We start from the raw sequence: 24,078 nt of genomic DNA on the forward strand, positions 1-24,078 counted from the left end.
GCATGCTCGACGCGCCGCCGGTCCTGCACCCGCTCGAGCCGCTCGCCGCCGAGGAGGTGAGCGCCGCCTCGGCGATCCTGAAGGCCGAGAAGCGCCTGGGCCCGACGGCCCGGTTCGTGTTCATCACGCTGCACGAGCCGCCCAAGGCGGCCGTGCAGGCGGGCGAGACCGTGCCGCGCGAGGCGTTCGTGGTGCTCTACGAGCGCTCGGAGCGCAAGACCTACGAGGCGGTGGTCTCGCTCACCGACGAGCGCGTCGTCGCGTGGAAGCACGTCGACGGCGTCCAGCCGCCGATCACGTTCGAGGAGTTCATGGCCTGCGAGGCGGCTGTCCAGGCCGACCCCGGCTGGCAGGAGGCGATGCGCAAGCGCGGCGTCGAGGACTTCTCGCTGGCGATGATCGACCCGTGGGCGGCCGGCTACATGGGCGAGGAGGACGCCGCCACCGCGCGGCGCATCCTGCGCCCGCTGACCTGGGTGCGCTCGGAGCCGGGAGAGCACGGGTACGCGCGGCCGGTGGAGGGCCTCGTCGTCGAGTTCGACCTCGACAAGATGGCCGTCGCCGCCGTGCACGACTACGGCGTCGTCCCGCTGCCGCCGAAGGCCGGCAACTACGACGCCGAGCGCGTCGCCTCGCCCGAGAACGTGCCGAGCTTCCCCGCGCCGCGCGCGGACCTCAAGCCGATCGAGATCACCCAGCCCGAGGGCCCGAGCTTCACGGTCGAGGGTCACAAGGTCACGTGGCAGAAGTGGCAGGTGCGGATCGGCTTCACGCCGCGCGAGGGTCTCGTGCTGCACGACATCGGCTATCTGGACCGCGGCACGCTGCGGCCGATCGTCTACCGCGCGTCGCTGGCGGAGATGTTCGTCCCGTACGGCGACCCGGCGCCGACGCACCGCTTCAAGAACGTGTTCGACATGGGCGAGTACGGCGTCGGCTGGCTCGCCAACCCGCTCGCGCTGGGCTGCGACTGCCTCGGGGAGATCCGCTACTTCGACGGCGTCGTCAACGACCAGGACGGCGAGCCGATGACGATCCCGAACGCGATCTGCATGCACGAGGAGGACGTGGGCGTCGGCTGGAAGCACACCGACTTCCGCACCGAGGAGGTCGAGGTGCGGCGGCTGCGGCGCCTGGTCATCTCCACGATCGCGACCGTCGGCAACTACGAGTACGGGTACTTCTGGTACCTCTACACGGACGGCACGATCGAGTACGAGGTCAAGCTCTCGGGCGTGATCTCGACCGGAGCGGTGCCGGTCGGGGAGAAGCCGGGCCACGGCACGCTCGTCGCGCCGGGGCTCTACGGGCCGCACCACCAGCACTTCTTCTGCGTGCGGCTGGACATGGCGGTCGACGGCAACGAGAACTCGGTCGTGCAGGTCGACTCCGAGCCGATGCCGCCGGGGCCTGACAACCCGATGGGCAGTGCGTGGGTGACCAAGCGGACCGTCTACGCGAGCGAGGCGCAGGCGCAGGCGCGCATCGACCCGCTGAACGGGCGCTACTGGCGGATCGAGAACGCCGGCAAGCCGTCCGCGCTCGGGGACCCGGTGGCGTACAAGCTCGAGCCGGGCGCCAACGTCGCGCCGATGTTCGCGCCGGACTGCCGCTTCGCCCAGCGCGCGGGCTTCACGCGCAACCACGTGTGGGTGACGGCGTACGACCCGGAGCAGCGCTTCGCGGCCGGCGATTACCCGTACCAGCACTCGGGCGGTGACGGCCTGCCGCGGTTCTCCGAGTCCGACCGGCCGACCGAGAACACCGACGTGGTGCTCTGGTACACGTTCGGCGCCCACCATGTCGTGCGGCCGGAGGACTGGCCCGTCATGCCCGTGACGCACATCGGCTTCAAGCTCAAGCCGAGCGGGTTCTTCGACGGCAACCCGGCGCTGGACATGCCGGCCCCGTCACGCCACTGCCATCACGAGGCGTAGAAGGAGGCCTCTTCGCGACCCAGCTCCGTGACCGGCGGATCGCCGTAGATCCACTCGCGGGCGATCCGGTGCCAGTTGGCCCGGGCACGGAGCTGGCCGAGGACGGCCAGCGTCAGCATCTCCACCCGCCGGCCGAAGATGTGGTCGGCGGGCAGGGTCTCGTGGCGCATCTGGCCGAAGTGCTCCGAGCGCGGGTCGGACATGTCGATCATGACCTGCGTGGCGATCTCCGGCCCGAGCGCGATCTCCTCGTCGGTCAGGTACCACCAGGTCGCGTCGAGGAACTGGGAGAGCAGCTTGTCGGGCCGGAACCGCTCCGGCTTGCGGAGCAGGCCGCCCTCGGCCCAGATCTCCCACAGCCGCTGCGCGTCGCCCTCGTGGCCGGCGCGCTGGGTCTCGAGCTCGAGGTCGATCAGGCGCTGCGGCATGACCTTGAAGAGCCCGAAGTCCACGAACGCCATCCGGCCGTCGGGCAGCATCAGGAAGTTGCCCGGGTGCGGATCGCCGGAGAACTGCCGGTGGCGGTACATGCAGCCGAAGTAGAAGCGGAAGACGATCTCGCCGGCGCGGTCGCGCGTCGCCTGGCCGGTGTGCTTGAGCGTGTCGAAGCCGTCGCCGTGGACGTACTCGCTCACGAGCACCCGCTCGCGTGAGAGGCTCGTGACCACGTCGGGGACGACGATGAACGGGTGGCCCTTGAAGATCCGCGCCAGCGCGCGCTGGTTGTGGGCCTCGAGCTCGTAGTCGAGCTCGTCGCCGATGCGCCCGCGGATCTCCTCCGCGGTGGCCTTGACGTCGAGTCCCGGCGCGATCCGCTTCATCAGCCGCAGGATCATCCCGAGGTTCTGCATGTCCGCCCGCACCGCGGCGGCGACGCCCGGGTACTGCACCTTGACCGCGACGTCGCGCCCGTCGTGCAGCACGGCGCGGTAGACCTGACCGATCGACGCCGCGGCGATCGGCTCGGTGTCGAAGTGCGCGAAGATGTCGCGCAGCGGCGCCTCGAGCTCGGCCTCGATCACCTTGCGCATGTCGTCGAACCGGACCTTGGGCGCGGCGTCGCGCAGGGCGCCGAGCTTGCGTTGGAACTCCTCGCGGTGCTCCTCCGGGACGAGCCCGACGTCGAGGAAGCTCATCACCTGCCCGAGCTTCATCGCGGCGCCCTTCATGGTGCCGAGCGCGGTGACGATCTGCTCGGCCGCCTCGAGGTGGCGGCGCTCCAGCGCGGCGCTCCTGCCCTCCTGCGAGCGCGCCAGGTTCGTCGCGTGCGTGCCGAGCTGGCGCGCGGCCTGCCCGGCGGCCAGGCTCGAGACGCGCGCCGTCCGCGAGACCCTGGAGGTCGGGATCCTGTCCTTGGCCACTAGGGCGTGACCGTCGGCGTCGGCGCGGCCCCCGCGGGGGTGGCGGTCGGCGTCGCCTGCGGCGGCGTCGCGCTCGCCGAAGGGGTGGCGCTGGGCGTGGCGCTCTCGGTCGCGTCGGGCGTCGCCGTTGGTGTGCCGGTCGGCGTCCCGGAGGGCGTGGCGGTCTCCGTCGGCGTGGGCGTCGGCGTCGGCGTCGGCGTCGACGTGCGGGCCTTGCCGCCCCACAGGCCCGTGGAGCGGCTCGGCTGGCCGATGCTGTGCTTGAACACGGCGAGCTCCGACGCCGTGACGACCCCGGCGCCGATCACCGCGGCCAGCAGGCCGGTGAGGACCGCGATGCGCAGTGGCATGCGGCGCCGCGGGCGCTCTTCGGCGTAGAGGCCGAACGGGTCGTCGCGGCGCGGCGGGAGCTGCTCGGGGCCTTCGCCGCGGGCGCCGACGCCGGTCGGTGTCTGCCGGCGTACCGCGGCGCCGGTCGCGGTCCGTCTCGTGACGCGCGGCGCGACGGTCTGGATCGCCTTGGCCGGGCGGTTGAGCGCCTCGCTGACGATCGCGACGATCATCGGCGTCACGGCCGTGGCGATCAGCGACCCGCGCTCCCAGAACATCGGGACGACGATCGCCGCGGCGACGGCCGCGAGGCTCGAGATCAAGAGCGTGACGAGCGACAGCCCGCCGCCGCCACCGTTCTTCGGCTCGGGACTCACGCCCTCCGAGACTAGCGCTCGACCCTGGAGCCGCCGACGATGTCGTCGGAGCCGTCGGGCCAGCGCACCCATGCCTTGTGGCCGCCGTCGTAGTCCGGGCCCCAGAGGATGAGGGTGGCGGGATCGCCCAGCGCGGTGACCTGCTCGGCGCCCTCCTCGTCGAGGCCGCGCCAGATGCGCACGAACGCGTTGCCCTCGAGCTCCTCGGCGACGGTGGTGGGGTCCGTGTGGCCGGGGCGGATGACGGTCTCGGGCGGGAGCGCGAGCAGCGTCTCCATGACCGAGCGCTTGAGGTCGGCGTAGGACGTCGACCCGGGCGCGCGGACGCCGCCGACCGAGCCCTTGAAGAGCGTGTCGCCGGTGAACACCTGACCGTCGACCAGCAGCGCGAGCATGCCGGCGGTGTGCCCCGGCGTGTGCAGGGCCTTCACGGTGAGCCCGCCGATCTCGACCTCGTCGCCCGGCTTGAGATCCCCCGTCGTGCCGGGCACGCGCTCCTCGGGGTGCGCGAGCACGGTCGCCTCCGGCCAGCGCTCGAGCGCGGCGCCCAGCTCGGCTACGTGATCGTGATGATGGTGGGTGAGCAGGATGTGCGTCACGGTCAGTCCCTGTGCGTGGGCCGCGGCGAACAGCGGGTCGAGCGGCCCGCCCGCGTCGACCAGGAAGGCGTCGGAGTTCGGACCTGCCGCGACCAGGTAGGTGTTCGACAGCCAGCTGTCGTTCATGGAGCGCTCGACGATCATGGGCGCCACGGTACCCTCGCGAGCGTCATGGAGCTCATACATACGTGCTACCGGATCGGCGAGATCGACCGGTCCGTCGCCTTCTATGAGGCGCTCGGCTTCGAGGAGCGCCGCCGGATGCCGATCCGCGAAGAGGCGATCAACGTCTTCATGGGCCTGCCGGGCGACGGCGATCGCCTGGAGCTGACCTACAACCACGGCGTCGACTCCTACGAGCTGGGCACGGGGTACAACCACATCGCGCTCACCGTGGACGACCTCGACAGCACGCTGGCGAACCTCGGCGAGAAGGGCATCGACCCCGAGAAGCCGCCGTACCGGGTGCGCGAGGGCGGATCGCGGATCTGCTTCGTCCGCGATCCGGATGGCTACCGGATCGAGCTGATCGAGAAGAGCTAGGGCCATGGAGGACCGGCTCGCCGTCATCGACGTCGGGTCGAACTCCTTCCGGCTGGTCGTCTTCACCTCCACCGAGCACTGGTGGAAGCGCACCGACGAGATCCACGAGTCCGTGCGCGTCGGAGAAGGGCTCGACGCGGCCGGGGAGCTGCAGCCTGAGCCGATGGAGCGCGCGCTGGAGACGCTCGAGCTCTACGCGCACTTCTGCCGCGCGACGGGGATCGAGCGCGTGCGCCCCGTCGCCACCTCGGCGATCCGCGACGCGGGCAACCAGGCGGAGTTCCTGCGCGCCGCCAGGCAGCGCTCGGGGCTCGACGTCGAGGTCCTCCCGGGCGAGGAGGAGGCGCGCTACGGCTATCTCGCGGCGGTCAACTCGACGACGCTCGAGGACGGCGTCGTGCTGGATCTCGGCGGCGGGTCGATGCAGCTGACGCGCGTGCGCGGACGCCGCGCCGCCGAGGCGCGCTCGTGGCCGCTCGGCGCGGTGCGCATGACCGAGCGGTTCTTCAACGGCGGTGCGGCCAAGCGCAAGCAGCTCAAGGCGCTGCGCGAGCACGTGGCGGCGGAGCTCGAAGCCGCGCCGTGGCTCGCCGACGGCGGCCGCATGGCCGGCATCGGCGGCACGGTCCGCAACCTCGCGGCGGCCGCGCAGCTCGCCGCCGGCCTGCCGTCCTACGGGATCCAGGGCTTCCGGCTCACGCGCGACGCGCTCGGCGAGCTGATCGGCGAGCTCGCCGCGATGACGCCGGCCGAGCGCGGCAAGGTCGCGGGCATCAAGTCAGAGCGCGGCGACCTCATCCTCGCCGGCGCGCTCGTGGTCGAGGCGGTGATGGAGGCCGCCGGCTACGACGATCTCGAGGCGACCGAGGCGGGCCTGCGCGAAGGCGTGTTCTTCGAGACGCTGCTCGGCGACCCGCCGCTCTTCGAGGACGTGCGCGTCGCCTCGGTGCACAACCTCGCCGCCCAGTACCACGCGGACTTCGCGCACACGAACCACGTGGCCCAGCTGGCGCTCGAGATGTGGGACGCGCTCGCCGCGCAAGGCGTGCATCGCGGCGACGCCGAGGAGCGCGACCTCCTGTGGGCGGCGGCGATGCTGCACGACATCGGCGTCGCGGTCGACTACGACGATCACCACAAGCACTCGCGCTACCTGATCCTCAACGCCGGCCTGCCGGGCTACTCGCCGCGCGAGTCGGCGCTGATCGGCCAGGCCGCGCGCTATCACCGCAAGGGCACGCCCGGCCTGGGCGAGTTCGCGCCGCTCGCGCGCGCCGGCGACGCTGAGATGCTCGACCGGCTGTCGGCGATCCTCCGGCTCGCCGAGCAGCTCGAGCGCTCGCGCGACCAGGCCGTGCACGCGACCGACGTCGACGTGCACGACGGGAGCGTCGAGCTCCGGCTGCACGCGTCCGAGGACGTGACGATCGCCCGCTGGGCGGCGGAGCGCCAGGGCGACCTCTTCCGCCGCGCCTTCGGCCGCGACCTCAGCGTGAGCGCATGACGGCCTCGCCGCGCGGCGAGAGCCGGTAGCCGACCGGCAGGCTCTCGGTCAGCCCGAGCTCCTTGAGCTTGCGCACGTCGAGCTTGAACGGCTGGGTCTCGCGCCCGTAGCCGGCGGCGAGATCCGGCGCGCGGACGCCGGGGCGCTCATGGATCGTGCGCAGGTAGTCGTAGGTCCACGCACCCATGCGCTCGAGCCGCGCGTGGATCGCCGCCAGCTCCTCGGGCGCCGGCTCGGATTCGCGCAGCGCGATCCGCGGGTCCGGCCCGGCGAGGTGCAGCTCGATCCGGTAGAGGTCGCCTTCCCGCCCGGCCCACGCCTCCTGCATCGCGGCGGCCGACGCGTACCCCGCGCGCCGGGCGTCGCGGTCGGACACGCGGCTGACCTTCTTCACGGCGTCGAAGGCGATCACGCCGATGCGCGTCCGCTGCGAGCCGCCGGGCTTCACGCGCGGCCTGTCCCAGCGCCGGAACGCGAGGTCGATCGTTCCGGCCTGGATCCCGTCGAGGTCGCGCTGCGGGAACAGCATCAGCGCGCGAAGCGGGCGGTGAAGCCGGGGCCTTCAGGCGCCGCGCACATCGGCCCGGCGAGCACCGTCGCCTCCGGCGGCAGCGGCGCGAGCCGGATCGGCTGCTCGCCCGCGAGCAGCTGCACCGCGTCGCGGTCGCGGACGGCGCGAATGCTCCACCAGCCGTCGGCGTCGGGCGGCGGCGCGGGCTGCTGGGACCAGTCCGAGAGCCCGCGCGTCACGACGACGCTGAGCCAGTCGCGCCCGTCGGCGCGCTCGATGCCGGCCTTGATCCACGTCTCGGCGTCGACGCGCAGCATCAGCCCGGCCTGGTCGTACTGCGCCGCGAAGTCGCCCCCGAAGCGCAGCGAGATCTCGCCCGCGAGCTCCTCGTAGGCGAAGTGGCCGCTGTCGCGCACGAAGCCGTAGTGCGTCGTGCGCCAGAAATCGGTCTCCGGCTCGACCTCGACGGTCAGCGCGCCGAGGTCGCCGGACCAGCGCGCCGGCTCGTTGAGCCAGCGCACCGCTAGACCTCCTGGATCTGCAGGAGGCTCGTCGTCCCAGGCTTGCCCGACGGCAGGCCGGCGGTGATGCCCACGCGGTCGCCCTTCTTCAGCCAGCCCAGCTCCACCACGCGCGCGGCGGCCGCCGCGATCAGCTCCTCGGTGACCTCGTAGCGGCGCATCGACGCCGCCTGCACGCCCCACATCAGCCCGCACCGGCGCACGGTCTCGCGCCCCGGTGAGAGCGCCAGGATCGGGACCGTCGGCCGGTGGGCGGAGATCAGCCGCGCGCTGCGGCCCGACAGCGTCGGGCACACGAGCGCGGCGAGCCCGAGCTCATGCGCCGCGCGCGTCGCGGTGTAGGCGAGCGTGTACGCCGGGTCGCGGCGGTCGCGGCGCACGCGGCGCTCGTTCCACTCGCGGTACGGCGCCGTCATCTCGGTCCGCACGGCGATCGACGCGAGCATCGCGACCGACTCGACCGGCCACTGGCCCGCCGCGCTCTCCGCGGAGAGCATGACCGCGTCGGTGCCGTCGAGGATCGCGTTCGCGACGTCGGTCACCTCGGCGCGCGTCGGGCGCGAGGAGATGATCATCGACTCGAGCATCTGCGTCGCGGTGATCACCGGCCGCGCGAGCGCGCCCGCGAGGCTGATGATCTGCTTCTGCACGATCGGGACCTCCTGGATCTCCATCTCGATCCCGAGGTCGCCGCGCGCGACCATCACGCAGTCGGCCGCGCGCACGATCTCCTCGGCGCGCTGCACGGCCTGCGGCTTCTCGATCTTGGCGATCAGCGGCAGCCGCGTGTGCTTGCGCAGCGCGGTGATCTCCTCCGCGCGGCGCACGAACGACAGCGCGATGATGTCGACGCCGATGCGCTCGCCGGTGCGGACGTGCTCGAGGTCCTCCTGCGGCACGGCGGGCAGCGCCGCCGTCTCGCCCGGGATGTTGAGGCCCTGGCGCGAGGCGACCGAGCCGCCGATCTCCACCTCGGCGTCGATCTCGCCGTCGCCGGCGCGCACCGCGGTCACCCGCAGGCGGACGGCGCCGTCGGCGAGGTACATGATCTCGTTGTCCTCGACGGTCGAGGCGAGGCCGGCGTAGGTGATGTACATGCGGCTCGCGTCGCCCTCGGCGCTGTTCTCGCCGCACACGAACGTCGTGCGGTCGCCCGGCTTGAACTCCACGACGCCGTCGCGCAGCTTGCCGATGCGCAGCTTCGGGCCCGGCAGGTCCTGCAGGATGGCGACCTGGCGACCCGCCCGGCCGGCGGCTTCGCGGACGAGCCGCGCGGTCTCCGCGTGCTCCTCCGCGCTGCCGTGAGAGAAGTTGAGCCGGGCGACATCCATCCCGGCTTCGACCATGCGGGCCAGCACCTCCGGATTGCGGGAGGCCGGCCCGATGGTGGCGACGATCTTCGTGCGGCGCTGCATCTGAGGCCGCACGATAGAGCGGCTAGGTTCCGAGCACGTAACGGGGCAGTGTGTAGGTCCTCATGAGGCGTGTGTTGAGGGCGTCGTACCGGACTTTGGTGCGGAACCGGAACACGTAGACGCGGTCGGTCTTCGGGCCCTTGAGCGTGACGTGGAAGCGCCCGTGCGAGTCAGGCTTCAGGCGCGCGACGACGCGCACGTTCCCGCACGAGATCCGGCGCGTGACGGAGATCTCCTGGACCGGCGACGCGAGCGGCCGCGTGACGTGCCCGCTCAGCTGGACGCGCCGGTTGCCGAGCGCCTTGACGCTGGTGACGAGCATGCGCCGCTCGAGCTTGAGGTCGAGCGAGCGCTCGCCGCCGATCGCGGCGCGGTAGCGCGCGCGGTTGGTGTGGCGCACGGAGCCCGGCGGGAGCGCGACGCTCGCGTGGAACAGCCCGCTCTTGGAGACCTTCAGGCGGGCGACCGTGCGCCCGTCCCAGCGCGACACGATGCTCACGCGCCTGCCGGCGAACCGGCGCGGGTCGGCGGCGCCCTGCAGCTTCACGCGGTTGCCGCTCCGCAGCACGTCGATCAGCGTGATGCGGCGCTTGGTGCAGTTGTTGCCCCGGCCGGCGTGACGAGCGCGTTGAGCGCGGGCCGGATGTCGACGCTGCCGATGCCGGGGGCCGACAGCACCCCGCCGCCGGGAAGCGCGGAGAGATCAGGCGCCGGGATGCCGGGCAGCGGCGACGTGACCGTCAGGTCGCCGATCCCGGCCGACGCGGTCGCGACCTGCGAGAGCGGCTCGGCGCCGGTGAGCGTCGTGCGGGCGAACACGGCGCCGCCGGTGACCGGCAGCGGCGTGGCGGGCAGGGCGCCGCCGGACTCGGCCGGCGCGCAGGACGACGCGCCGGCATTGGCGGTGACGGGCTCCTGAAGGGCGGTGCCGGCGACGGCCAGCCGGAGCGCGCTGGCCTCGCAGTTGAAGGACGCGGCGTGAGCCGAGGATGGGGCGGCGATCAGCGCCGCAAGGGCGGCGGCGCAGAGAAGGGGACCCCGATGCACCGGAGGCTTGTACCAACGCGGTGTCAGCCCGTGCGCCGGTTCGTGAGCTCCTCCGAGCGCCGCCAGAGCTCCTGCGCGAGCCGGTCGTCCTGCGCGGCGGGGCTGGGCGTGACGACCTTCTCGTCGTGCACGTACACGCCGCTGAGCCCGGCGGCCTCGTTGCTCAGTGCCAGCCACACGAGCGAGCGCGCTCCCCGCTGCGGCGACCGCAGGAACGGCCCGATCGCCGTCAGCCCCGCGCGGTACAGCAGCCCGTCGTTCTTGCCGAACCCGGTGCGCACGACGCCGGGGTGCAAGCAGCTCGCCGTGATCCCGGTGCCCTGCTCGCGCCTTGCCAGCTCGCGCGTGAAGAGGATGTTGCAGAGCTTCGTCGTGCCGTAGGTGCCCATCGGCCTGAAGGAGCGCTCGGACTGCAGGTCGCCGAAGTCGAGCGCGCCGCCGGTGTGCGCGTTGCTGGCGGTGGTCACGATGCGGGCCGGCGCGCTCTCACGCAGCCGCTCGATCAGCAGGCTGGTGAGCAGGAACGCCGCAAGGTGGTTGAGCGCGAACGTGCGCTCGAAGCCGTCGGGCGTGACGTGGCGTGACGTGAACATGGCGCCCGCGTTGTTGGCCAGCACGTCGATCCGCGGGTGGCGGTCGAGCAGCTCGTCCGCCAGCCGCCGGACCTCGTCCATGCGCGTGAGGTCGGCGACGTGCTCGTGCGCGGAGCCGGCGGCCTTCGCGGTCGCGCGCACCCGCTCGGGATCGCGTCCGACGATCGCCACCTCGGCGCCGCGCCGGGAGAGCTCGATCGCGGCGGCTCGCCCGATCCCGCTGGTCGCGCCGGTGAGCACCACGAGGGGCATCGGCAAAGTGAAGCGCACGACACGCTAGGTGAAGGCGCCGTCGGCGAGGATCACATCGCCGTCGGCGCTCAGCCGCCCGCCCTGGCGCAGGTCGCAGATCATGTCCCAGTGGACCGAGGACTCGTTCGTCCCGCCGGTCTCGGGATAGGAGCGGCCGAGCGCGAGGTGGACCGTGCCGCCGATCTTCTCGTCGAAGAGGATCGCGCCGATCGGGCGGTCGATGCCGAAGTTCGTGCCGATCCCGAGCTCGCCGAGGACGCGGGCGCCGGGATCGGTCTCGAGCGTCGCCTGCAGGTACGCGTCGCCGCGTTCGGCGCGCGCGCCGACCACGCGCCCGTCGCGCAGCTCGAGCGTCACGTCCTCGATCACGACGCCGCGCGGGGAGGTCGGGATCGTGAAGCGGATCACGCCGTTCGCGGAGTCCTCGCGCGGGCCGGTGAAGACCTCGCCGCTGGGCATGTTGCGCTTGCCGTCGGAGTTGATCCAGGTGCGGCCCTCGACGTTGAGCGTGAGGTCGGTGCCCTCGGCCTCGATGCGGATCTCGCGCGCGGGCGCGAGGCGCTCGATCAGCTCGGCCTGGAAGCCGCGCAACTCGCCCCAGGCGGCGGCCGGGTCGTCGCGGTCGAGGAACAGCGCGCGCGTCACGAAGTCCTCGAGCTCGAGCGTCCCCATCCCCGCCTGCTGCGCGGCGGCCGGCGTCGGCCACAGGGTGATCGCCCAGCGGTGGGCGAGGGTCGCCTCCCGCAGCGGCCCGCGCGAGCGGGCGAAGCGCGTCAGCCGCGCCGGGTCGACGCCCGCGAGCGCGTTGGCGTTCTCGGTCGCGTGGATGCGCAGCGTGGCGTCGAGGCGCCGGGCGAGCGCGAGGTCGGCGTCGGGGAACGCGTCGAGGTGGGCGTCGCGCGCGGCGGCCCAGAACCCCTCGCCCTGCCCGGGCAGCGAGACGTCGAGCAGCGGCCACGCCTCGCGCTGCAGGATCTCGCGTTGGAGCGCGAGCAGCAGCGGCGCGGCGAGCGTCGTCGAGCTCACCTGCACCTGCTGGCCGGGCTCGAGCTCGAGGCAGTAGCCGGCCAGCAGCTGAGCGAACTTGTCCGTGTTCACGGCGTCTCCATATCGGGGAAGTGCTCGGCGAGGTGCTCGCGCAGCACGCCGCGGATCCACTGCCGCTCGGCGGCCGAGGCGAAGCGGAAGCGGCCGAGCAGCTCCTTCTGCTTGGTCAGCGGCTCGGCGCCGGCGACGTCCCAGCGGACCGCCAGGCGCTCGAACAGGAACTCCACCGCACGCTGCCACGCGTCCTCCTGCGAGAGCACGTTGCCGTGCAGCTCGGCGGCGTACTGCTGCCGCGTCGCGGGCGTCAGGGAGCCGCGCAGCACGAGCACCGACCCGTGCTCGTCGCGGTACTCGGACTCGGGGGCGCGGATGCGCTCGCGGCGGCGGCCCTTCTTCGCCATTCCCGGCACGCTAGCGAGTCGCCTCGTCGTAGCGCGGGAGCAGGAACGGGGTCGGCCAGGATCAGCAGGCCGGCGATCGCGATCGCGGTGCGGGGCTCGTGATGCCGGCCGGCAGTCCCCACAGCGCGGTCATGGCCGCGATCCACTGCGAAGGCGAGAGGAGCCTAGTAGGCCCGCTGCACCACGTCCGGATGCGCGGCCAGCCACTCGGCTTCCTCTCCGGCGTGCGGGAGGATGAGCCCGAACTCCATCGAGTTCGACGAGTCGAACTCGGTGAGCCACGCGACGAGGTGCATCTGCGAGAGGCCGGTGATGTTCTGCCACGACGCCGAGATGCGCTTGAGCAGGCGCTGCTTGGTCTCGAGCGTGCGCCCGGCGCGGATCGACCCTTCGATCATCGAGGACTCGGTGTCGAGCCTGCCCGAGATGTACGCGTCGCCGCGCGGGACGTCGTGGAAGAACACGCGCACGAACGCGCGCGGCGCCCCCGTCTCCTCGGAATGCGCGTCGGTGATGGCTTCGGCCATCCGCGCCTTCATCGAGCCGGTGAGGGCGCCCTCCGGGGCTGAGCATCGGTAGATCGGCACCTGTTCGATCATGCACACGGCCGCCCGCCGCTCTCCCGGGGCCTCGGCGCCCTCGACACCATCGGGCGTCGGCGGCGGATCGCCGGACCGAGTCGGATAGCGTCCCGCGCGTGCGCAAGCCGACTCGCCCGAGAGAGGTGGGAAGGGGCGAGCGGGTGCTGCCCGGCGTCTGGCGGCTCCGCCTGCCGTTGCAGCTGCCCGGCGTGCCGCACTGCAACGCGTGGGCGCTGAAGGCGGGCGATGGGCTCGTGCTGGTCGACACCGGCATGCACGAGCGCGGCTCGATGGCCGATCTCGAGCGCGCGCTGTTCCAGGCCGGCTTCCGCGTCGAGGACGTCCGCCTCGTCCTGATCACCCACGCCCACATCGACCACTGCGGCCAGGCGCCCGCGATCGCCGCGCGGGCCGGGTGCGAGGTGTGGATCCATCCGGCGTTCCGGCTGCACACCGGCCGCGACGACGTCGATGACCCGCTCGAGCACGCCGTCGAGGCCGCGCTCCAGAGCGGCGTTCCGAAGGCGCCGCTGCGACGTTGGGCGGAGCGGCGCAAGGGGCTGGGGAGCGGCCAGGCGGGAACGCTGGCGTCCGATCGCGACCTCCTCCCAGGCGTCGAGATCGAGACCGACGTCGGCACGTGGCAGGTGGTCGAGACGCCCGGGCATGCGCCGTCGCACGTCTGCCTGCACCAGCCGGAGCGCCGCCTGCTGATCTCGGGCGACCACCTGCTCGGGCGCGTGTCGCTGTACTTCGACGTCGGCTACACGCCTGATCCGGTGGGCGAGTTCCTGCATTCGCTCGACGTCGTCGCCGGCCTCGACGCGCGGCTCGCGCTCGCCGGCCACGCGCGCCCGTTCACCGACATCGAGGGCCACGTAGAGGCGAACCGCGACCTCGTCGCGCGCCGGCTGGACGCCGTCCGGGCCGCGTTGCAGGCGTGTCCGTGCACGCCCTACGAGGTCGCGCGCGCGGTCTACGGCGGCGCGTTCACGGAGGAGATGGCGAGCTGGCTGCTGACCAAGACGCGCGCGTGGCTGACGCACCTGGACGCACTCGGCGAAGCCTCCGCGGACGACGAGAGCCCTGAGCGCTGGACCCTAGACTGACCGCATGCGCATCGACGAGCGAATCGCCGGCGGGGGCGAGCCGGCGTTCTCCTTCGAGTTCTTCCCGCCCAAGACGCCCGAAGGCGAGGCCAACCTCGACACGGCGCTCGCGGAGCTCGCTCGCCTGGACCCGACGTACGTGTCGGTCACCTACGGCGCCGGCGGGAGCGCGGAGCAGAAGCAGAAGACGATCGAGATCGTCTCGCGCATCAAGGCCAGCCACGGCCTGGAGGCGATGGCGCACTTCACCTGCGTGGGCGCGAGCGTCGCCGACCTGCGCGCGACGCTGGACCGCATGCGCGAAGCCGGCATCGAGAACGTGCTCGCGCTGCGCGGCGACCCGCCGGCCGGGATCGCGGCGCACGAGTGGCAGGCGGCCGAGGACGGCCTCACGTACTCGCGCGAGCTGATCGAGCTGATCCGTGCGGACTACGACTTCGCCGTCGGCGCGGCGTGCTTCCCGGAGGTGCACCTGGCGGCCGAGTCGGCAGAGTCCGACCTCCGCTACACGCGCGAGAAGGTCGATGCGGGCGCGCGCTTCCTGATCACGCAGCTCTTCTTCGACAACACGGTCTACTACGACTTCGTCGCCCGCGCGCGCGAGGCCGGCATCGACGTCCCGATCATCCCCGGGATCATGCCGATCACGAACGTCGCCCAGATCCGGCGCTTCACGAGCATGTGCGGCGCGTCGATCCCTGCGGGCCTGCTGCGCGAGCTCGACCTGCGCTCCGACCAGCCCGACGCGGTCGCCGACTTCGGCGTCGCCTACGCGACCATGCAGTGCGCCGAGCTGCTCGCCAACGGCGCGCCGGGCATCCACTTCTACACGCTCAACCGCTCGCCCTCCACGCGCGCGATCCTGAGCGCGCTGCGCGTGATGGCGCCGTGGCGGCGCGCCGTCACGGCCTAGCCCGCGAGCGCCTACGCCAGCAGCTGCTCGAAGGTGGCGGCGAGGAGGCGGTCCAGCGGCGCGCGGTCGCCGCTGACCTTCGCGCGCGCCACCGCGCCCTCGTAGGCGTCGACGATGTAAGGCCCGAGGCGGGCGGCGTCGAGCGACGCGTCCAGCTCGCCGGCCGCCTGGGCCTGGCGCAGCGCCTCGCTCACGGCGCCGCTCCAGGCCTCCAGCGAGCCGGCGACGAGCTCGCGGATCGGGCCGCTGTGCGTCGCCAGCTCGGTGGAGAAGTTGCCGAGCAGGCAGCCGTACTCGACGCCGCGCCCGGTGTTGCGCGCGACGATGTCCTCGAAGAACGCGTGCAGCCGCGCCAGCGGAGGGCCGTCGCCGTGAGCGAGGCGCTCGAGGTCGTAGCCCTTCCCGTAGCGGCGCGTCACCTCGAGCGCGAGCGCCTCCTTGCTCTCGAAGTGGTTGTAGAACGAGCCCTTCGGGACGCCTGCGGCGGCGACGATGTCGTTGACGCTGGCCGCGTGGTAGCCCTTCTCATAGAGCACCCGGAAGCCGCCCTCGACGAGCTGCTCCCTGAGGTTCCGCTGCGGCACGCGTCTCAACCCAGGAACGCGTTCACGTCGGCGGCGAACTCGGGCGCGTACTGGAACAGGAAGCCGTGGCCGGCATCGGGGTAGATCCGGGTCTGCGCCTCGGGCAGGTGCCGGGCCAGCAGGTGCGTGTTCTTCGTCGGCACCATGCGGTCGTGGTCGCCGTTGGCCACGAGCCCGGGCTGCGCGATGCCGGCGAGCCGCCGCAGCTTGCCGGGGTCGGGGATGCCCCACGCGGTGATCGCGTGGAGCTGGGCGTCGCGCGTCGCGAGCGTCGTGGGCGCGTCGCGGTCCTCGGCGCGCGTGAAGATCCGCTGCACGAACGCCTCGCCGCCGGCGACGCTGGTCCGGGTGCGCTCGAAGAACAGCGCCGGGTCAAGCGCGGAGGCACCTTCGGGCGCCGAACCTTGGTACAGGCGCGGGCTGCTGGGTATGACAGAACCGTGGGTATCGCCGGCAGCGCGCCGCAGACGGAACGATGGGCCTTCTGAGCGGCCTGCTGCGCGCCGTCGGCGGCCTGCTCCTGGGCGTCGGAGGGCTGCTCAAGGGCGTCCTGACCGGCGTCGGGCGCCTGGTCCGCCGGCTCGTCTAACGGCGGCGGCCGCCGGGCTTGACCGCGTACAGCTCGCGGTCGGCGACCTCGAGCAGCTCCATCACGTCGGCGTCGGCCTCGGTCACCGTCGCGACGCCGACCGAGACGCCGAGCGGCGTCGTGCCGCCCGCGAGCGGCTCCGGCAGCGAGCCGGCGACATCGTCCATGATCGCCCGCGCCGTGCGGTGGCCGGCCTCGCCGTCGCCCGCGACCCAGACCCCGAACTCGTCGCCGCCGAGGCGGCCCGCGAGCCCGTGGCGCGAGAGCACGCGCGCGACCTCCGTGAGCACGAGGTCCCCGGCGCGGTGGCCGTGGCCGTCGTTGACGGCCTTGAAGCCGTCGACGTCGCAGATCAGCAGCGCGCCCCCGCCGTGGGCGGCCACCTCGCGCCGGACCGCCTCGATCCAGGCGCGGCGGTTCGCCAGCCCGGTGAGGTCGTCGGTGTGCGCGACCGCCTCGAGCCGCCCGACCTGGTCGGCCAGCTCACCGTGCGGGGCGACCGCGGCGGCGACGCCCGCACGCTCCGCGACCTCGTCGAGCAGGTCGGGGCCGCGGCCCAGGCGCTCGAGCGCGGCGTTGAGCACGGTCCAGTCGGTCTCGCCCTCGTTGAGCAGGTGCGCGACCGCGTTGCCGATCTGCACGCACGCCGCCTCCGGGGTCGGCGAGGCGTCGCCGCCAGGGCCGCCGTGGTGGTAGGCGATCGCGCGCATGACCTCGTCATGCGGGTCCGACAGGCCCACGAGCATCGCGCCGGCCGCGGCGTGATCCATGCCGAGGCGCCGGCGCTCGAGCGCGGCGCGGGCGGCGCCGGAGGCGGCCTCGCGCGCGATCCGCTCGATCGCCGCGACGCCGAACGCCGCCGGCATCAGCAGCTTGCCGACGTCGTGCAGCAGGCCGGCGAGGTGCGCCGTGTCGCCGTGGGCGCCGCACAGCTCCGCGGTCGTGAGCGAGTACGCCGCGACGTTGACGGCATGGACGTGCAGCTGCCCGCGCGAGACCGAGGCCCCACCGGGGAAGTGCTCCAGGAAGCGGTAGGTCTCGGCCTCCAGCGCGATCCGCACGAGCCGGCGCCGGCCCGTCAGCGTGATCGCCTGACGGATCGTGCGCGCGCGGATCGGCCGCGCCGCGGCGGCCGAGTTCGCGTAGCGCAGCAGGTTCGCGGAGAACGCCTCGTCGGACTCGACGACCGTCACGAGGTCGGCCGTCGTCCCGTGCGGGTCCTCGGCGAGCGCGCGGATCCGGGCGACCGTGCCGCCCAGCACGGGAAGCGCGCCGATGCGGTGCAGGGCCTCCAGCACTCGGGTGTCGGGCTTGGGCGAGCGAAGCATTCGCCCCTCTGATCGGCCACTCCCGAGCTCCCCGAGGATTCCTGGCGCCTTTGCGCTCATGATCCCGATTCGGGTGTGCTCCGGACGATGTCGAGCGCGTGCGCGACCTGCGGGCGCCCCTCGGCCTCCCACGCGACGTCGACCTGGTCGTTGCGCCGGTAGGTCCCGATTCCCCAGGCGCCGAGGAACCAGCGCCAGAACCCGAGCCTGCCCTCCTTCATGAGCTCGCGGCTGAAGACCAGCTCGCCGCCCGCGACGCGGTAGTCGTGGCCGAGCTCCTGGCGCACGCCGTTCACGTAGACCGTGAACGGCTCGCGCACGCCGGCCGGCAGGGGGACCCGGGATTCCGCCACGCCGGGATCTTGTCAGGCGGCCCTTCTAGGCTGCTGCGGCCGATGGCCAGGCGAGCCCGTCAGCGAATCCCGCCACGCCCGGATGCGGCACATCCGCGGCGCTGGACGCCACCGCCGCACGTTCCGTGACGAGCTCGTACCGCATCCGCCGCTCGGATCGCGCGCGCCGCATCCGCGTCAGCGTCGACGGTGACGGCGAGATCGAGGTCGTGCTGCCGCGCCGCTCGCCCGAGCGCCACGCGGCCGAGGCGGTCGCGCAGCTCGCGCCGTGGATCGAACGCCGGCGGCGCGCCGTGGCCCGCGCCGCGGCGGAGATCGCGCGCCCGCCCGGCACCGTCCCGTATCTGGGGGAGATCCTGACGCTGCAGCCAGAGCCGGGGCGCACGCGCGTGCACCGCCGCGGCGCCGTGCTGCTGGTCCCGCCCGGCGAGCCGCGCGAGGCGCTCGAGCGCTGGTACCGGCGCCAGGCGAAGGCGGAGATCGCGCCGCGCCTGGACGCGGCGACCGCGCGCGCGGGCACGCGCTACACGGGGCTGACGATCCGCGGCCAGCGGACGCGCTGGGCGTCGTGCTCGTCCAAGGGCGCGATGTCGTTCAACTGGCGGCTGCTGCTGGCGCCGCCCGAGGTGCTCGACTACGTGGTCGAGCACGAGGTCTGCCACCTCGAGGTGATGGACCACTCGCCGCGCTTCTGGCGGCTGCTGCAGGCGCGCGTGCCCGAGTGGCGCGCGCGCTCGGCCTGGCTGAAGCGCTACGGCTCGACCTTGGTGCTCTGAACCGCGCGCCTCAGCGCGGCATAGGCGGTCTCGCCGCCGACCATCGTGATCTGTTCCCGCCGCATGCCGCCCGACCAGGCGACGATCGATCCGTCCCCGCGCACGTCGATCCCGGCGTGTATGAACGGCCGCAGCCGCTGCGGGCCCTTGAGCTCCGCCCGCGCCGAGATCTGGTCGGCGGGGGAGAACGTGCGCACGTGGACGTCCACGGCGTCGAGCTTGGGTCCGTTCGCGACCGCGCGGGCGCGCTCCTCCAGTGCGTCGAGCGCCTCCGGCAGCGTCTGACAGCGCAGCTTCTCGACGTGCGGCCCGTGGCGGACCACGATCCGCCACGGCACGCTCAGCGCACCTCGCTCAGCAGTGGCTGCATGTGCTCCCAGCGCGTGATCTCGCACCCGTCGGTGCGCTTGAAGCTCGCGTCGACGTGGTCGCCGCGCAGCGTGCCGCTGATCGAGGCCGTCTGTGGGCCGCCGTAGATCTGCGTGCAGGCCCGGTCGCCAGGGGGCGGCGCGAGGTCCGACTGGGAGACGCCGGCCGCGGCCCCGCACGCCTTGCTCTGCGTGGGGGTATCGCACTTCAGGGTCAGTTGGCGCGCGGCGTCGGGGCCCTTGGCGCCGTCGTCGTCGACGCGGACCACGATGTCGGCGAGACCGGCGTTCGCAGGCCGGACGGCAGCTCCTTCGCTGCCGCACGCGGCGAGCGTCGCCGCACAGATGAGTGCGAGAGGAAGGAACCGCATATCCCCACGGTAGCCAATCCGGAGCGTCAGCTCCCCTCGCGCGCCGCGAGCGCGGCCGCCAGCTCGGCGACCAGCGCGTTGCCGTCGCCCGAAGACGGCTGCGTGACCGGCTCTCCCCAGCCGAGCGCTCCCGCCGGGCGTCCGTCGCCGTCGCGCGCGAGCGACCAGCGCCAGGTGACGGGGAACGGCCGCCCGTCGCCGCCGGCCAGCGGCTGCTCGAGCGCCAGGATGTCGCCGTGCTCGCCGGCGAGCAGGCGCGCGAAGGCGGTGCGGGCGCTTGCGCGGTGGGACTCCGGCAGCGCGGCGGCGAACCAGTCGCGCCCGAGCAGCTGCTGCTCGTCGGCGCCGAGCCGCGCGCACGCCGTCGCGTTGGCGAGCTCGACGCGGCCTTCGGCGTCCAGCCCGACGACCAGCGTCGTGGCGCCGTCGAGGCTGCGGGCGCGGGAGCGCAGGCGGCGGCGGGACAGGTACTGCGCGAGCTGGCCGCCGACGCTCGCGAACATCGCGGCCACCTCGGCGTTCGGTTCGCGGATGGCGCCCGAGTAGAGCTCGATCACGCCGAGGCACTCCTCGGCGGCGGCGAGCGGGAACGCGACCGCCGTCACCAGGCCGGCGCGCAGCGCGTGGTCGGCGCGCGGCATGTTGCTCTCGCGCCCGACGTCGGCCACCCAGGCCGTGCGCCGGAACGCCCACACGCGGCCCGGGAGGCCCTGGCCGGGGGCGAAGTCGAGGTTCGTCGTCTCGGCCGCGAAGGCCGCGACCGCCTTGCGCGCGCCGGGCGCGTGCCAGACCGAGGCGCACTCCAGCGTCGCGCCGTCGCGGCGCGGACGCCAGGCGGCGCCGACGCTCCAGCCGAGCGCCTCCCCGAGCGCGGCCAGCACGCGCGCGCACAGCACGTCCGGCTCCAGCCCGGCCGCGAGGTGGTCGGTGATCGCCTGCTGGGCGTCGAGCAGCCTGTGCGCGCCGCCGACGCGGCGGCGCATGCGCGACTGCTCGACCTCGCGGGTCAGCACGGCGGGGAGCCGGGCGGGATCGGAGACCGTCGGGACGCCCGCGGGCAGCGCGCGGACGAGCGCCGCGAGGTCGCCGCGGCGGAACTGCGGCGAGACGGCGATGAAGGGAAGGTGCGGGTCGGCGAGGCGCACGAGCGCGAGCGCCTTGCGGGAGGGCACGGCGTCGCGTCCCTCGCCGCCGTAGAGCACGACCTCCCAGCCGCGCCGCTGCAGCGCCGCGGTCAGCCCCTCGGCGCCGCCGGCGGAGAACGCGCGGACCTTCCAGCCGGCCTCCTCCAGCGCGCGCTCGAGCTGCGCCGCCTGGCCCGGCGGGATGTCCACGAGCAGGGCGCTGATCGAGCGGAGGCGGCTCACAACATGAGGATCGGCGCCGCCCCGGGCGGCTTGAGGGGCAGTGGTCGCCGGCGGACCAGTGCCCGGGACCGCCTAGCCCGTCGGACAGGCACGCCGCGGCCCCGCAGGCCTCAGGATCGAGGCATGAGGTTGCTGCTCCTGCTGGTGGCCGTGCTCGCGGTCCTCGCGCTGTGCGCGCCCGTCGCCGGCGCCCAGACCTGGCCGTCCTGGGGCACGGGGACCGACGGGGCGGCGACCGGGTGCATCGGCAACAACCCGCGCGCCGTCAACGGCGGTCCGGGCTCGCCCGGCATCTCCGTGTGCGGCGGCGTCACGCTCGCGTTCGTGGGGCCGACCGTCGGCCAGGTCGCCAGCGCGATCGGCCCGACGATCATCGGCGCGCCGGTCATCCTCGCGCCGATCACGGTCTCCAACGGGCCCGTCCAGGCCGGACCCTGACGTTCTAGGCCGCCGCGGCGACCGGCGCCCCGACGCGCACGACGACCTCGCGCACGCCGCCGGAGAGAACGCCGCTCTCGAGCGGACCGAGCGCGCGCATCAGGCGGAGCGCGCCGCGGTTGGTCGCGAGCATCGTGCCCGCGACGCGGGCGACGCCCATCGCGCGCACCAGCTCCTGCGCCAGCGTTCGCCCGATCCCCTGGCGCTGGGAGCAGTCGGCGACCACGATCCCCAGCTCGGCCGTGTCCGGGCGCGCGGGATCGCGCACCAGCCGGCCGACGGCGACCAGGTCGCCGTCGGCGTCGAGCACGACGAGCGCCATGTGGTCGCACCCGTCGATCTCGGTCAGATAGCGCAGCTCGGCCGGCGTGAGCCGGGGCTTTCCGGTCAGGAACCGGCCGTAGGCCGATTCAGGGGACAGGCGCCCCACTCCTGCCTGGAGGAGGGCCTTGTCCTCGGGTGCGATGGGGCGCATCCGGGTGCCGTCGGGAAGCATGGTTTCGGAATGAAACCACACCGTTGCATGAAACAACTAGTTGGGCTGGCACGAAGGTGCCAGCCCCGGGGATATCGGGTTTCGCCCTCCCGTCATCTTCCCTTCGAGGGCTTGCGCCGCGACGCGCACAGTCGAGGGGAATCTGACGTCCGTGCGACGTTAGACGCGGTCGTCCAGCGCCACGTACTCGCGCGTGCGCTCGCCCGTGTAGATCTGGCGCGGGCGGGCGATCTTCTGCTCCTTGTCCTGGATCATCTCCAGCCACTGCGCGATCCAGCCGCTCGTCCGCGGGATCGCGAACAGCACCGTGAACATGCCGACCGGCATCTGCAGCGCCTCGTAGATCAGGCCCGAGTAGAAGTCGACGTTCGGGTACAGCTTTCGCTTGACGAAGTACTCGTCCTCGAGCGCGATCTTCTCCAGCTCCAGCGCGATGTCGAGCAGCGGATTGGTGCCCGTGACCTCGAAGACGTCCTCGGCGGCGCCCTTGATGATGCGGGCGCGCGGGTCGTAGTTCTTGTAGACCCGGTGCCCGAAGCCCATCAGGCGCTCCTTGCCCTCCTTCACGCCGGCGATGAAGTCGGGGATGTTCTCCTTGCTCTCGATCCGGCGCAGCATGCGCAGCACCTGCTCGTTGGCGCCGCCGTGCAGCGGGCCGTAGAGCGCGGCGACGCCCGCGGCGACGGCCGAGTACGGGTCCACCTGCGAGGAGCCGACCGCGCGGACCGCATTGGTCGAGCAGTTCTGCTCGTGGTCGGCGTGCAGGATGAAGAGGATGTCGAGCGCGCGCTCCAGCCGGGGATCCGGCTTGTACTTGAGCTCGGTCATCCGGAACAGCATCGAGAGGAAGTTGCCGGGGTAATTGAGGTCGTTGTCCGGATAGACGTACGGCTGGCCCATGTTGTGGCGGTACGCGAACGCGGCCAGCGTCGGCATCTTGGCGATCAGCCGGACGATCTGCAGATAGCGCTTCTCGACGTCATGGATCTGATTGGCGTCTGGATAGAACGTCGACAGCGCGCCTACCGAGGCGAGCAGCATGCCCATCGGATGGGCGTCGTAGCGGAACCCCTGCATGAAGCTCTTCACGTTCTCGTGCACGAACGTGTGGATCGTGATCTGGTGCGTCCACTCCTCGAGCTGCTGCTTGTTGGGCAACTCGCCGTGGATCAGGAGGTAGGCGACCTCGAGGTAGCTCGAGTTCTCCGCCAGCTGCTCGATCGGATACCCGCGGTACTCCAGGACGCCCGCCTCGCCGTCCAGATACGTGATCGCGCTGCGACACGACGCGGTGTTCATGAACGCCGGGTCGTAGGACATGACGCCGAAGTCGTCCTCGTCGACCTTGATGTCCCGCAGCGCGGTCGCGCGCACGGTCCCATCCTCGATCGGCACCTCGTAGGTCTTGCCGGTCCGGTTGTCGGTGATCGTCAGCGACTCAGAAGCGGTGGCCACGCCACCGCCGTTCGTGCTCTGCTCCTCGGTTCCCATTGCGCTCCTCAGCTGGGAGGGGGTTCAAGACTCTCCCTCCATTGTGGCGAGGCCGCGCGAGCGGGGGAGTCAGGCGGTCAGAACCGCACTGAGCATGGTGCCCGCGACGAGCAGCACGCAGACGCCGATCAGGGCCGTGGCGACCCCGCGCGAGGGCGGGAAGGTCTCATGCCGGGCCACGCCGACGGCCGAGAGCGAGAGGGCGAACACGACCAGGGCGGCCGCGAGGATGTAGAAGGGCGTCTTCGACGGCTCGGCCCCTTCGGCCGCGAGCAGCAGCGTGGCCAGCATGCCGCGGAAGCTACCGCATGTAGCGGCTCTCGGTGGCCGCGACCTGGCCCTGGTAGTGCGAGCCGAGCTCCTCCGAGCCGTACGGCCGCTCCGCGGGCTTGTCCAGCGCCATGAACGAGAGCTGGGCGATCAGCAGCCCCGGGTAGAGCTTGATCGGGACGCGCGTGAGGTTGTTGAGCTCGAGCGTCAGCGTGCCCTTCCAGCCCGGGTCGATGAAGCCCGCGGTGGCGTGCACGATCAGCCCGAGGCGGCCGAGGGAGCTCTTTCCCTCGATGCGGGCCACGACGTCGCCGGGCAGCTCGACCCACTCCTCCGTGCGGCCCAGGCAGAACTCGCCCGGGTGGATCACGAAGCCGTCCTGCGCGCTCGCGGTGACCTCCTCTGTCAGCCCCGGCGGCGGCCCGTCGCGGAGGTCGATCAGCGGCGCCACGTGGTTGTGGAAGACGCGGAAGGAGTCGCCCAGGCGCAGGTCGATCGACGCCGGCTGGACCAGCTCGGGGCTCCACGGCTTGATGACGATCTCGCCGGCCTCGACCAGTCGCCTGATCGTGCCATCGGAGAGGACGGAGACGGGCACGAGCGGGA

Annotated in this window: 30 protein-coding genes; 7 read left to right on the top strand and 23 right to left on the bottom strand. The window is 72.8% G+C overall.

Features of this window, described 5'->3' with window-relative positions:
• Positions 1-2 precede the first annotated feature (2 nt).
• Positions 3-1,937, top strand: a complete 1,935-nt coding sequence (locus tag H958_RS0103360) for a primary-amine oxidase (protein WP_037408872.1) — start codon at positions 3-5, stop codon at positions 1,935-1,937.
• On the opposite strand, the gene H958_RS0103365 is transcribed toward H958_RS0103360, so the two are convergent.
• The 3 genes from H958_RS0103365 to H958_RS42680 are packed head-to-tail and all read right to left on the bottom strand — an operon-like array spanning position 1,925 to position 4,748.
• Complete coding sequence (locus H958_RS0103365; RefSeq protein WP_028057617.1) at positions 1,925-3,298, bottom strand: ABC1 kinase family protein; 1,374 nt, start codon at positions 3,296-3,298, stop codon at positions 1,925-1,927. The two genes, H958_RS0103360 and H958_RS0103365, sit on opposite strands and share 13 nt — an antisense overlap.
• Positions 3,298-4,005 carry a hypothetical protein gene (locus H958_RS47285; protein ID WP_028057618.1) on the bottom strand — a complete coding sequence of 236 codons (708 nt, stop codon included), beginning with the start codon at positions 4,003-4,005 and terminating at the stop codon, positions 3,298-3,300. Before H958_RS47285 ends, H958_RS0103365 begins: the two co-directional genes overlap by 1 nt.
• 11 nt (positions 4,006-4,016) lie before the next feature.
• Positions 4,017-4,748, bottom strand: a complete 732-nt coding sequence (locus tag H958_RS42680; RefSeq protein WP_051323750.1) for an MBL fold metallo-hydrolase — start codon at positions 4,746-4,748, stop codon at positions 4,017-4,019.
• A gap of 27 nt (positions 4,749-4,775) precedes the next feature.
• Between H958_RS42680 and H958_RS0103380 the strand changes: the two genes are divergently transcribed.
• A complete protein-coding gene (locus H958_RS0103380) occupies positions 4,776-5,147 on the top strand; it encodes a VOC family protein (protein WP_028057619.1) in 372 nt (123 codons plus the stop codon).
• Positions 5,148-5,151: 4 nt separating this feature from the next.
• Entirely contained in the window at positions 5,152-6,651 is a 1,500-nt protein-coding gene (locus H958_RS0103385; RefSeq protein ID WP_028057620.1) for a Ppx/GppA phosphatase family protein, read from the top strand.
• Here H958_RS0103385 and H958_RS0103390 read toward each other — a convergent pair.
• The 9 genes from H958_RS0103390 to H958_RS34705 form a co-directional block, all read right to left on the bottom strand.
• Complete coding sequence (locus H958_RS0103390) at positions 6,635-7,180, bottom strand: ASCH domain-containing protein (protein ID WP_028057621.1); 546 nt, start codon at positions 7,178-7,180, stop codon at positions 6,635-6,637. The genes H958_RS0103385 and H958_RS0103390 overlap by 17 nt on opposite strands.
• Positions 7,180-7,683 carry a DUF1349 domain-containing protein gene (locus tag H958_RS0103395; RefSeq protein WP_028057622.1) on the bottom strand — a complete coding sequence of 168 codons (504 nt, stop codon included), beginning with the start codon at positions 7,681-7,683 and terminating at the stop codon, positions 7,180-7,182. The genes H958_RS0103390 and H958_RS0103395 overlap by 1 nt, the downstream gene beginning before the upstream one ends.
• 2 nt (positions 7,684-7,685) lie before the next feature.
• Positions 7,686-9,098, bottom strand: coding sequence for a pyruvate kinase (gene pyk, locus H958_RS0103400; protein ID WP_028057623.1), 1,413 nt, complete (start codon positions 9,096-9,098; stop codon positions 7,686-7,688).
• A gap of 22 nt (positions 9,099-9,120) precedes the next feature.
• On the bottom strand, positions 9,121-9,666 hold the full coding sequence (locus H958_RS0103405) for a hypothetical protein (protein WP_028057624.1): 546 nt from the start codon (positions 9,664-9,666) through the stop codon (positions 9,121-9,123).
• Between the two features lie 5 nt (positions 9,667-9,671).
• Complete coding sequence (locus H958_RS0103410; protein ID WP_028057625.1) at positions 9,672-10,145, bottom strand: hypothetical protein; 474 nt, start codon at positions 10,143-10,145, stop codon at positions 9,672-9,674.
• Positions 10,146-10,168: 23 nt separating this feature from the next.
• Positions 10,169-10,990, bottom strand: coding sequence for an SDR family oxidoreductase (locus H958_RS0103415; RefSeq protein WP_037408874.1), 822 nt, complete (start codon positions 10,988-10,990; stop codon positions 10,169-10,171).
• Positions 10,991-11,014: 24 nt separating this feature from the next.
• Positions 11,015-12,088 carry an aminopeptidase gene (locus H958_RS0103420; RefSeq protein WP_028057627.1) on the bottom strand — a complete coding sequence of 358 codons (1,074 nt, stop codon included), beginning with the start codon at positions 12,086-12,088 and terminating at the stop codon, positions 11,015-11,017.
• Positions 12,085-12,438 carry a hypothetical protein gene (locus H958_RS0103425; RefSeq protein ID WP_028057628.1) on the bottom strand — a complete coding sequence of 118 codons (354 nt, stop codon included), beginning with the start codon at positions 12,436-12,438 and terminating at the stop codon, positions 12,085-12,087. Before H958_RS0103425 ends, H958_RS0103420 begins: the two co-directional genes overlap by 4 nt.
• 164 nt (positions 12,439-12,602) lie before the next feature.
• Positions 12,603-13,025, bottom strand: a complete 423-nt coding sequence (locus tag H958_RS34705; RefSeq protein ID WP_196807177.1) for a tautomerase family protein — start codon at positions 13,023-13,025, stop codon at positions 12,603-12,605.
• A gap of 110 nt (positions 13,026-13,135) precedes the next feature.
• On the opposite strand from H958_RS34705, the gene H958_RS0103435 reads away from it, so the two are divergent.
• On the top strand, positions 13,136-14,128 hold the full coding sequence (locus H958_RS0103435) for an MBL fold metallo-hydrolase (protein ID WP_028057629.1): 993 nt from the start codon (positions 13,136-13,138) through the stop codon (positions 14,126-14,128).
• A 4-nt stretch (positions 14,129-14,132) separates the two neighbouring features.
• On the top strand, positions 14,133-15,041 hold the full coding sequence (gene metF, locus H958_RS0103440) for a methylenetetrahydrofolate reductase [NAD(P)H] (protein ID WP_028057630.1): 909 nt from the start codon (positions 14,133-14,135) through the stop codon (positions 15,039-15,041).
• Between the two features lie 11 nt (positions 15,042-15,052).
• On the opposite strand, the gene H958_RS0103445 is transcribed toward metF, so the two are convergent.
• The 4 genes from H958_RS0103445 to H958_RS0103465 all read right to left on the bottom strand — a co-directional run bounded on the left by H958_RS0103445 (position 15,053) and on the right by H958_RS0103465 (position 17,895).
• Positions 15,053-15,625 carry a TetR/AcrR family transcriptional regulator gene (locus H958_RS0103445; protein ID WP_028057631.1) on the bottom strand — a complete coding sequence of 191 codons (573 nt, stop codon included), beginning with the start codon at positions 15,623-15,625 and terminating at the stop codon, positions 15,053-15,055.
• Between the two features lie 5 nt (positions 15,626-15,630).
• Positions 15,631-15,942 (bottom strand): alpha/beta fold hydrolase, encoded by a 312-nt coding sequence (locus H958_RS34710; protein WP_051323752.1) that lies wholly within the window; start codon positions 15,940-15,942, stop codon positions 15,631-15,633.
• Positions 15,943-16,210: 268 nt separating this feature from the next.
• Positions 16,211-17,542, bottom strand: a complete 1,332-nt coding sequence (locus H958_RS42685) for a sensor domain-containing diguanylate cyclase (protein WP_196807178.1) — start codon at positions 17,540-17,542, stop codon at positions 16,211-16,213.
• A 56-nt stretch (positions 17,543-17,598) separates the two neighbouring features.
• On the bottom strand, positions 17,599-17,895 hold the full coding sequence (locus H958_RS0103465) for a hypothetical protein (protein ID WP_156027654.1): 297 nt from the start codon (positions 17,893-17,895) through the stop codon (positions 17,599-17,601).
• Between the two features lie 125 nt (positions 17,896-18,020).
• On the opposite strand from H958_RS0103465, the gene H958_RS0103470 reads away from it, so the two are divergent.
• A complete protein-coding gene (locus H958_RS0103470) occupies positions 18,021-18,671 on the top strand; it encodes a M48 family metallopeptidase (RefSeq protein WP_028057633.1) in 651 nt (216 codons plus the stop codon).
• On the opposite strand, the gene H958_RS0103475 is transcribed toward H958_RS0103470, so the two are convergent.
• From H958_RS0103475 to H958_RS0103485, 3 genes are read right to left on the bottom strand one after another with little or no spacing between them, the layout of a single operon-like run.
• A complete protein-coding gene (locus tag H958_RS0103475; RefSeq protein WP_028057634.1) occupies positions 18,647-19,009 on the bottom strand; it encodes a hypothetical protein in 363 nt (120 codons plus the stop codon). The two genes, H958_RS0103470 and H958_RS0103475, sit on opposite strands and share 25 nt — an antisense overlap.
• A 2-nt stretch (positions 19,010-19,011) precedes the next feature.
• Positions 19,012-19,410 (bottom strand): hypothetical protein, encoded by a 399-nt coding sequence (locus H958_RS0103480; protein ID WP_037408877.1) that lies wholly within the window; start codon positions 19,408-19,410, stop codon positions 19,012-19,014.
• Between the two features lie 26 nt (positions 19,411-19,436).
• Positions 19,437-20,777, bottom strand: a complete 1,341-nt coding sequence (locus tag H958_RS0103485; protein ID WP_028057636.1) for a PAS domain-containing protein — start codon at positions 20,775-20,777, stop codon at positions 19,437-19,439.
• A gap of 123 nt (positions 20,778-20,900) precedes the next feature.
• Here H958_RS0103485 and H958_RS0103490 point away from each other — a divergent pair, with 123 nt between their 5' ends.
• The gene (locus H958_RS0103490; protein ID WP_028057637.1) at positions 20,901-21,215 is read left to right on the top strand and encodes a hypothetical protein; all 315 of its coding nucleotides are present in this window, start codon (positions 20,901-20,903) and stop codon (positions 21,213-21,215) included.
• A 4-nt stretch (positions 21,216-21,219) separates the two neighbouring features.
• Here the strand turns inward: H958_RS0103490 and H958_RS42690 are convergent, their stop codons facing one another.
• The 4 genes from H958_RS42690 to dcd all read right to left on the bottom strand — a co-directional run bounded on the left by H958_RS42690 (position 21,220) and on the right by dcd (position 24,070).
• Positions 21,220-21,690, bottom strand: a complete 471-nt coding sequence (locus tag H958_RS42690; protein ID WP_196807179.1) for a GNAT family N-acetyltransferase — start codon at positions 21,688-21,690, stop codon at positions 21,220-21,222.
• A 180-nt stretch (positions 21,691-21,870) separates the two neighbouring features.
• A complete protein-coding gene (locus H958_RS0103500) occupies positions 21,871-23,202 on the bottom strand; it encodes a citrate synthase (RefSeq protein ID WP_051323755.1) in 1,332 nt (443 codons plus the stop codon).
• Positions 23,203-23,271: 69 nt separating this feature from the next.
• Positions 23,272-23,493: a hypothetical protein gene (locus tag H958_RS0103505; protein ID WP_028057639.1), complete on the bottom strand. Its 222-nt coding sequence runs from the start codon at positions 23,491-23,493 to the stop codon at positions 23,272-23,274.
• 10 nt (positions 23,494-23,503) lie between these two features.
• Positions 23,504-24,070, bottom strand: a complete 567-nt coding sequence (gene dcd, locus H958_RS0103510) for a dCTP deaminase (RefSeq protein ID WP_028057640.1) — start codon at positions 24,068-24,070, stop codon at positions 23,504-23,506.
• Positions 24,071-24,078 lie beyond the last annotated feature (8 nt).

Source organism: Candidatus Solirubrobacter pratensis (assembly GCF_000425945.1).
Classification (GTDB): Bacteria; Actinomycetota; Thermoleophilia; order Solirubrobacterales; family Solirubrobacteraceae; genus Solirubrobacter; species Solirubrobacter pratensis.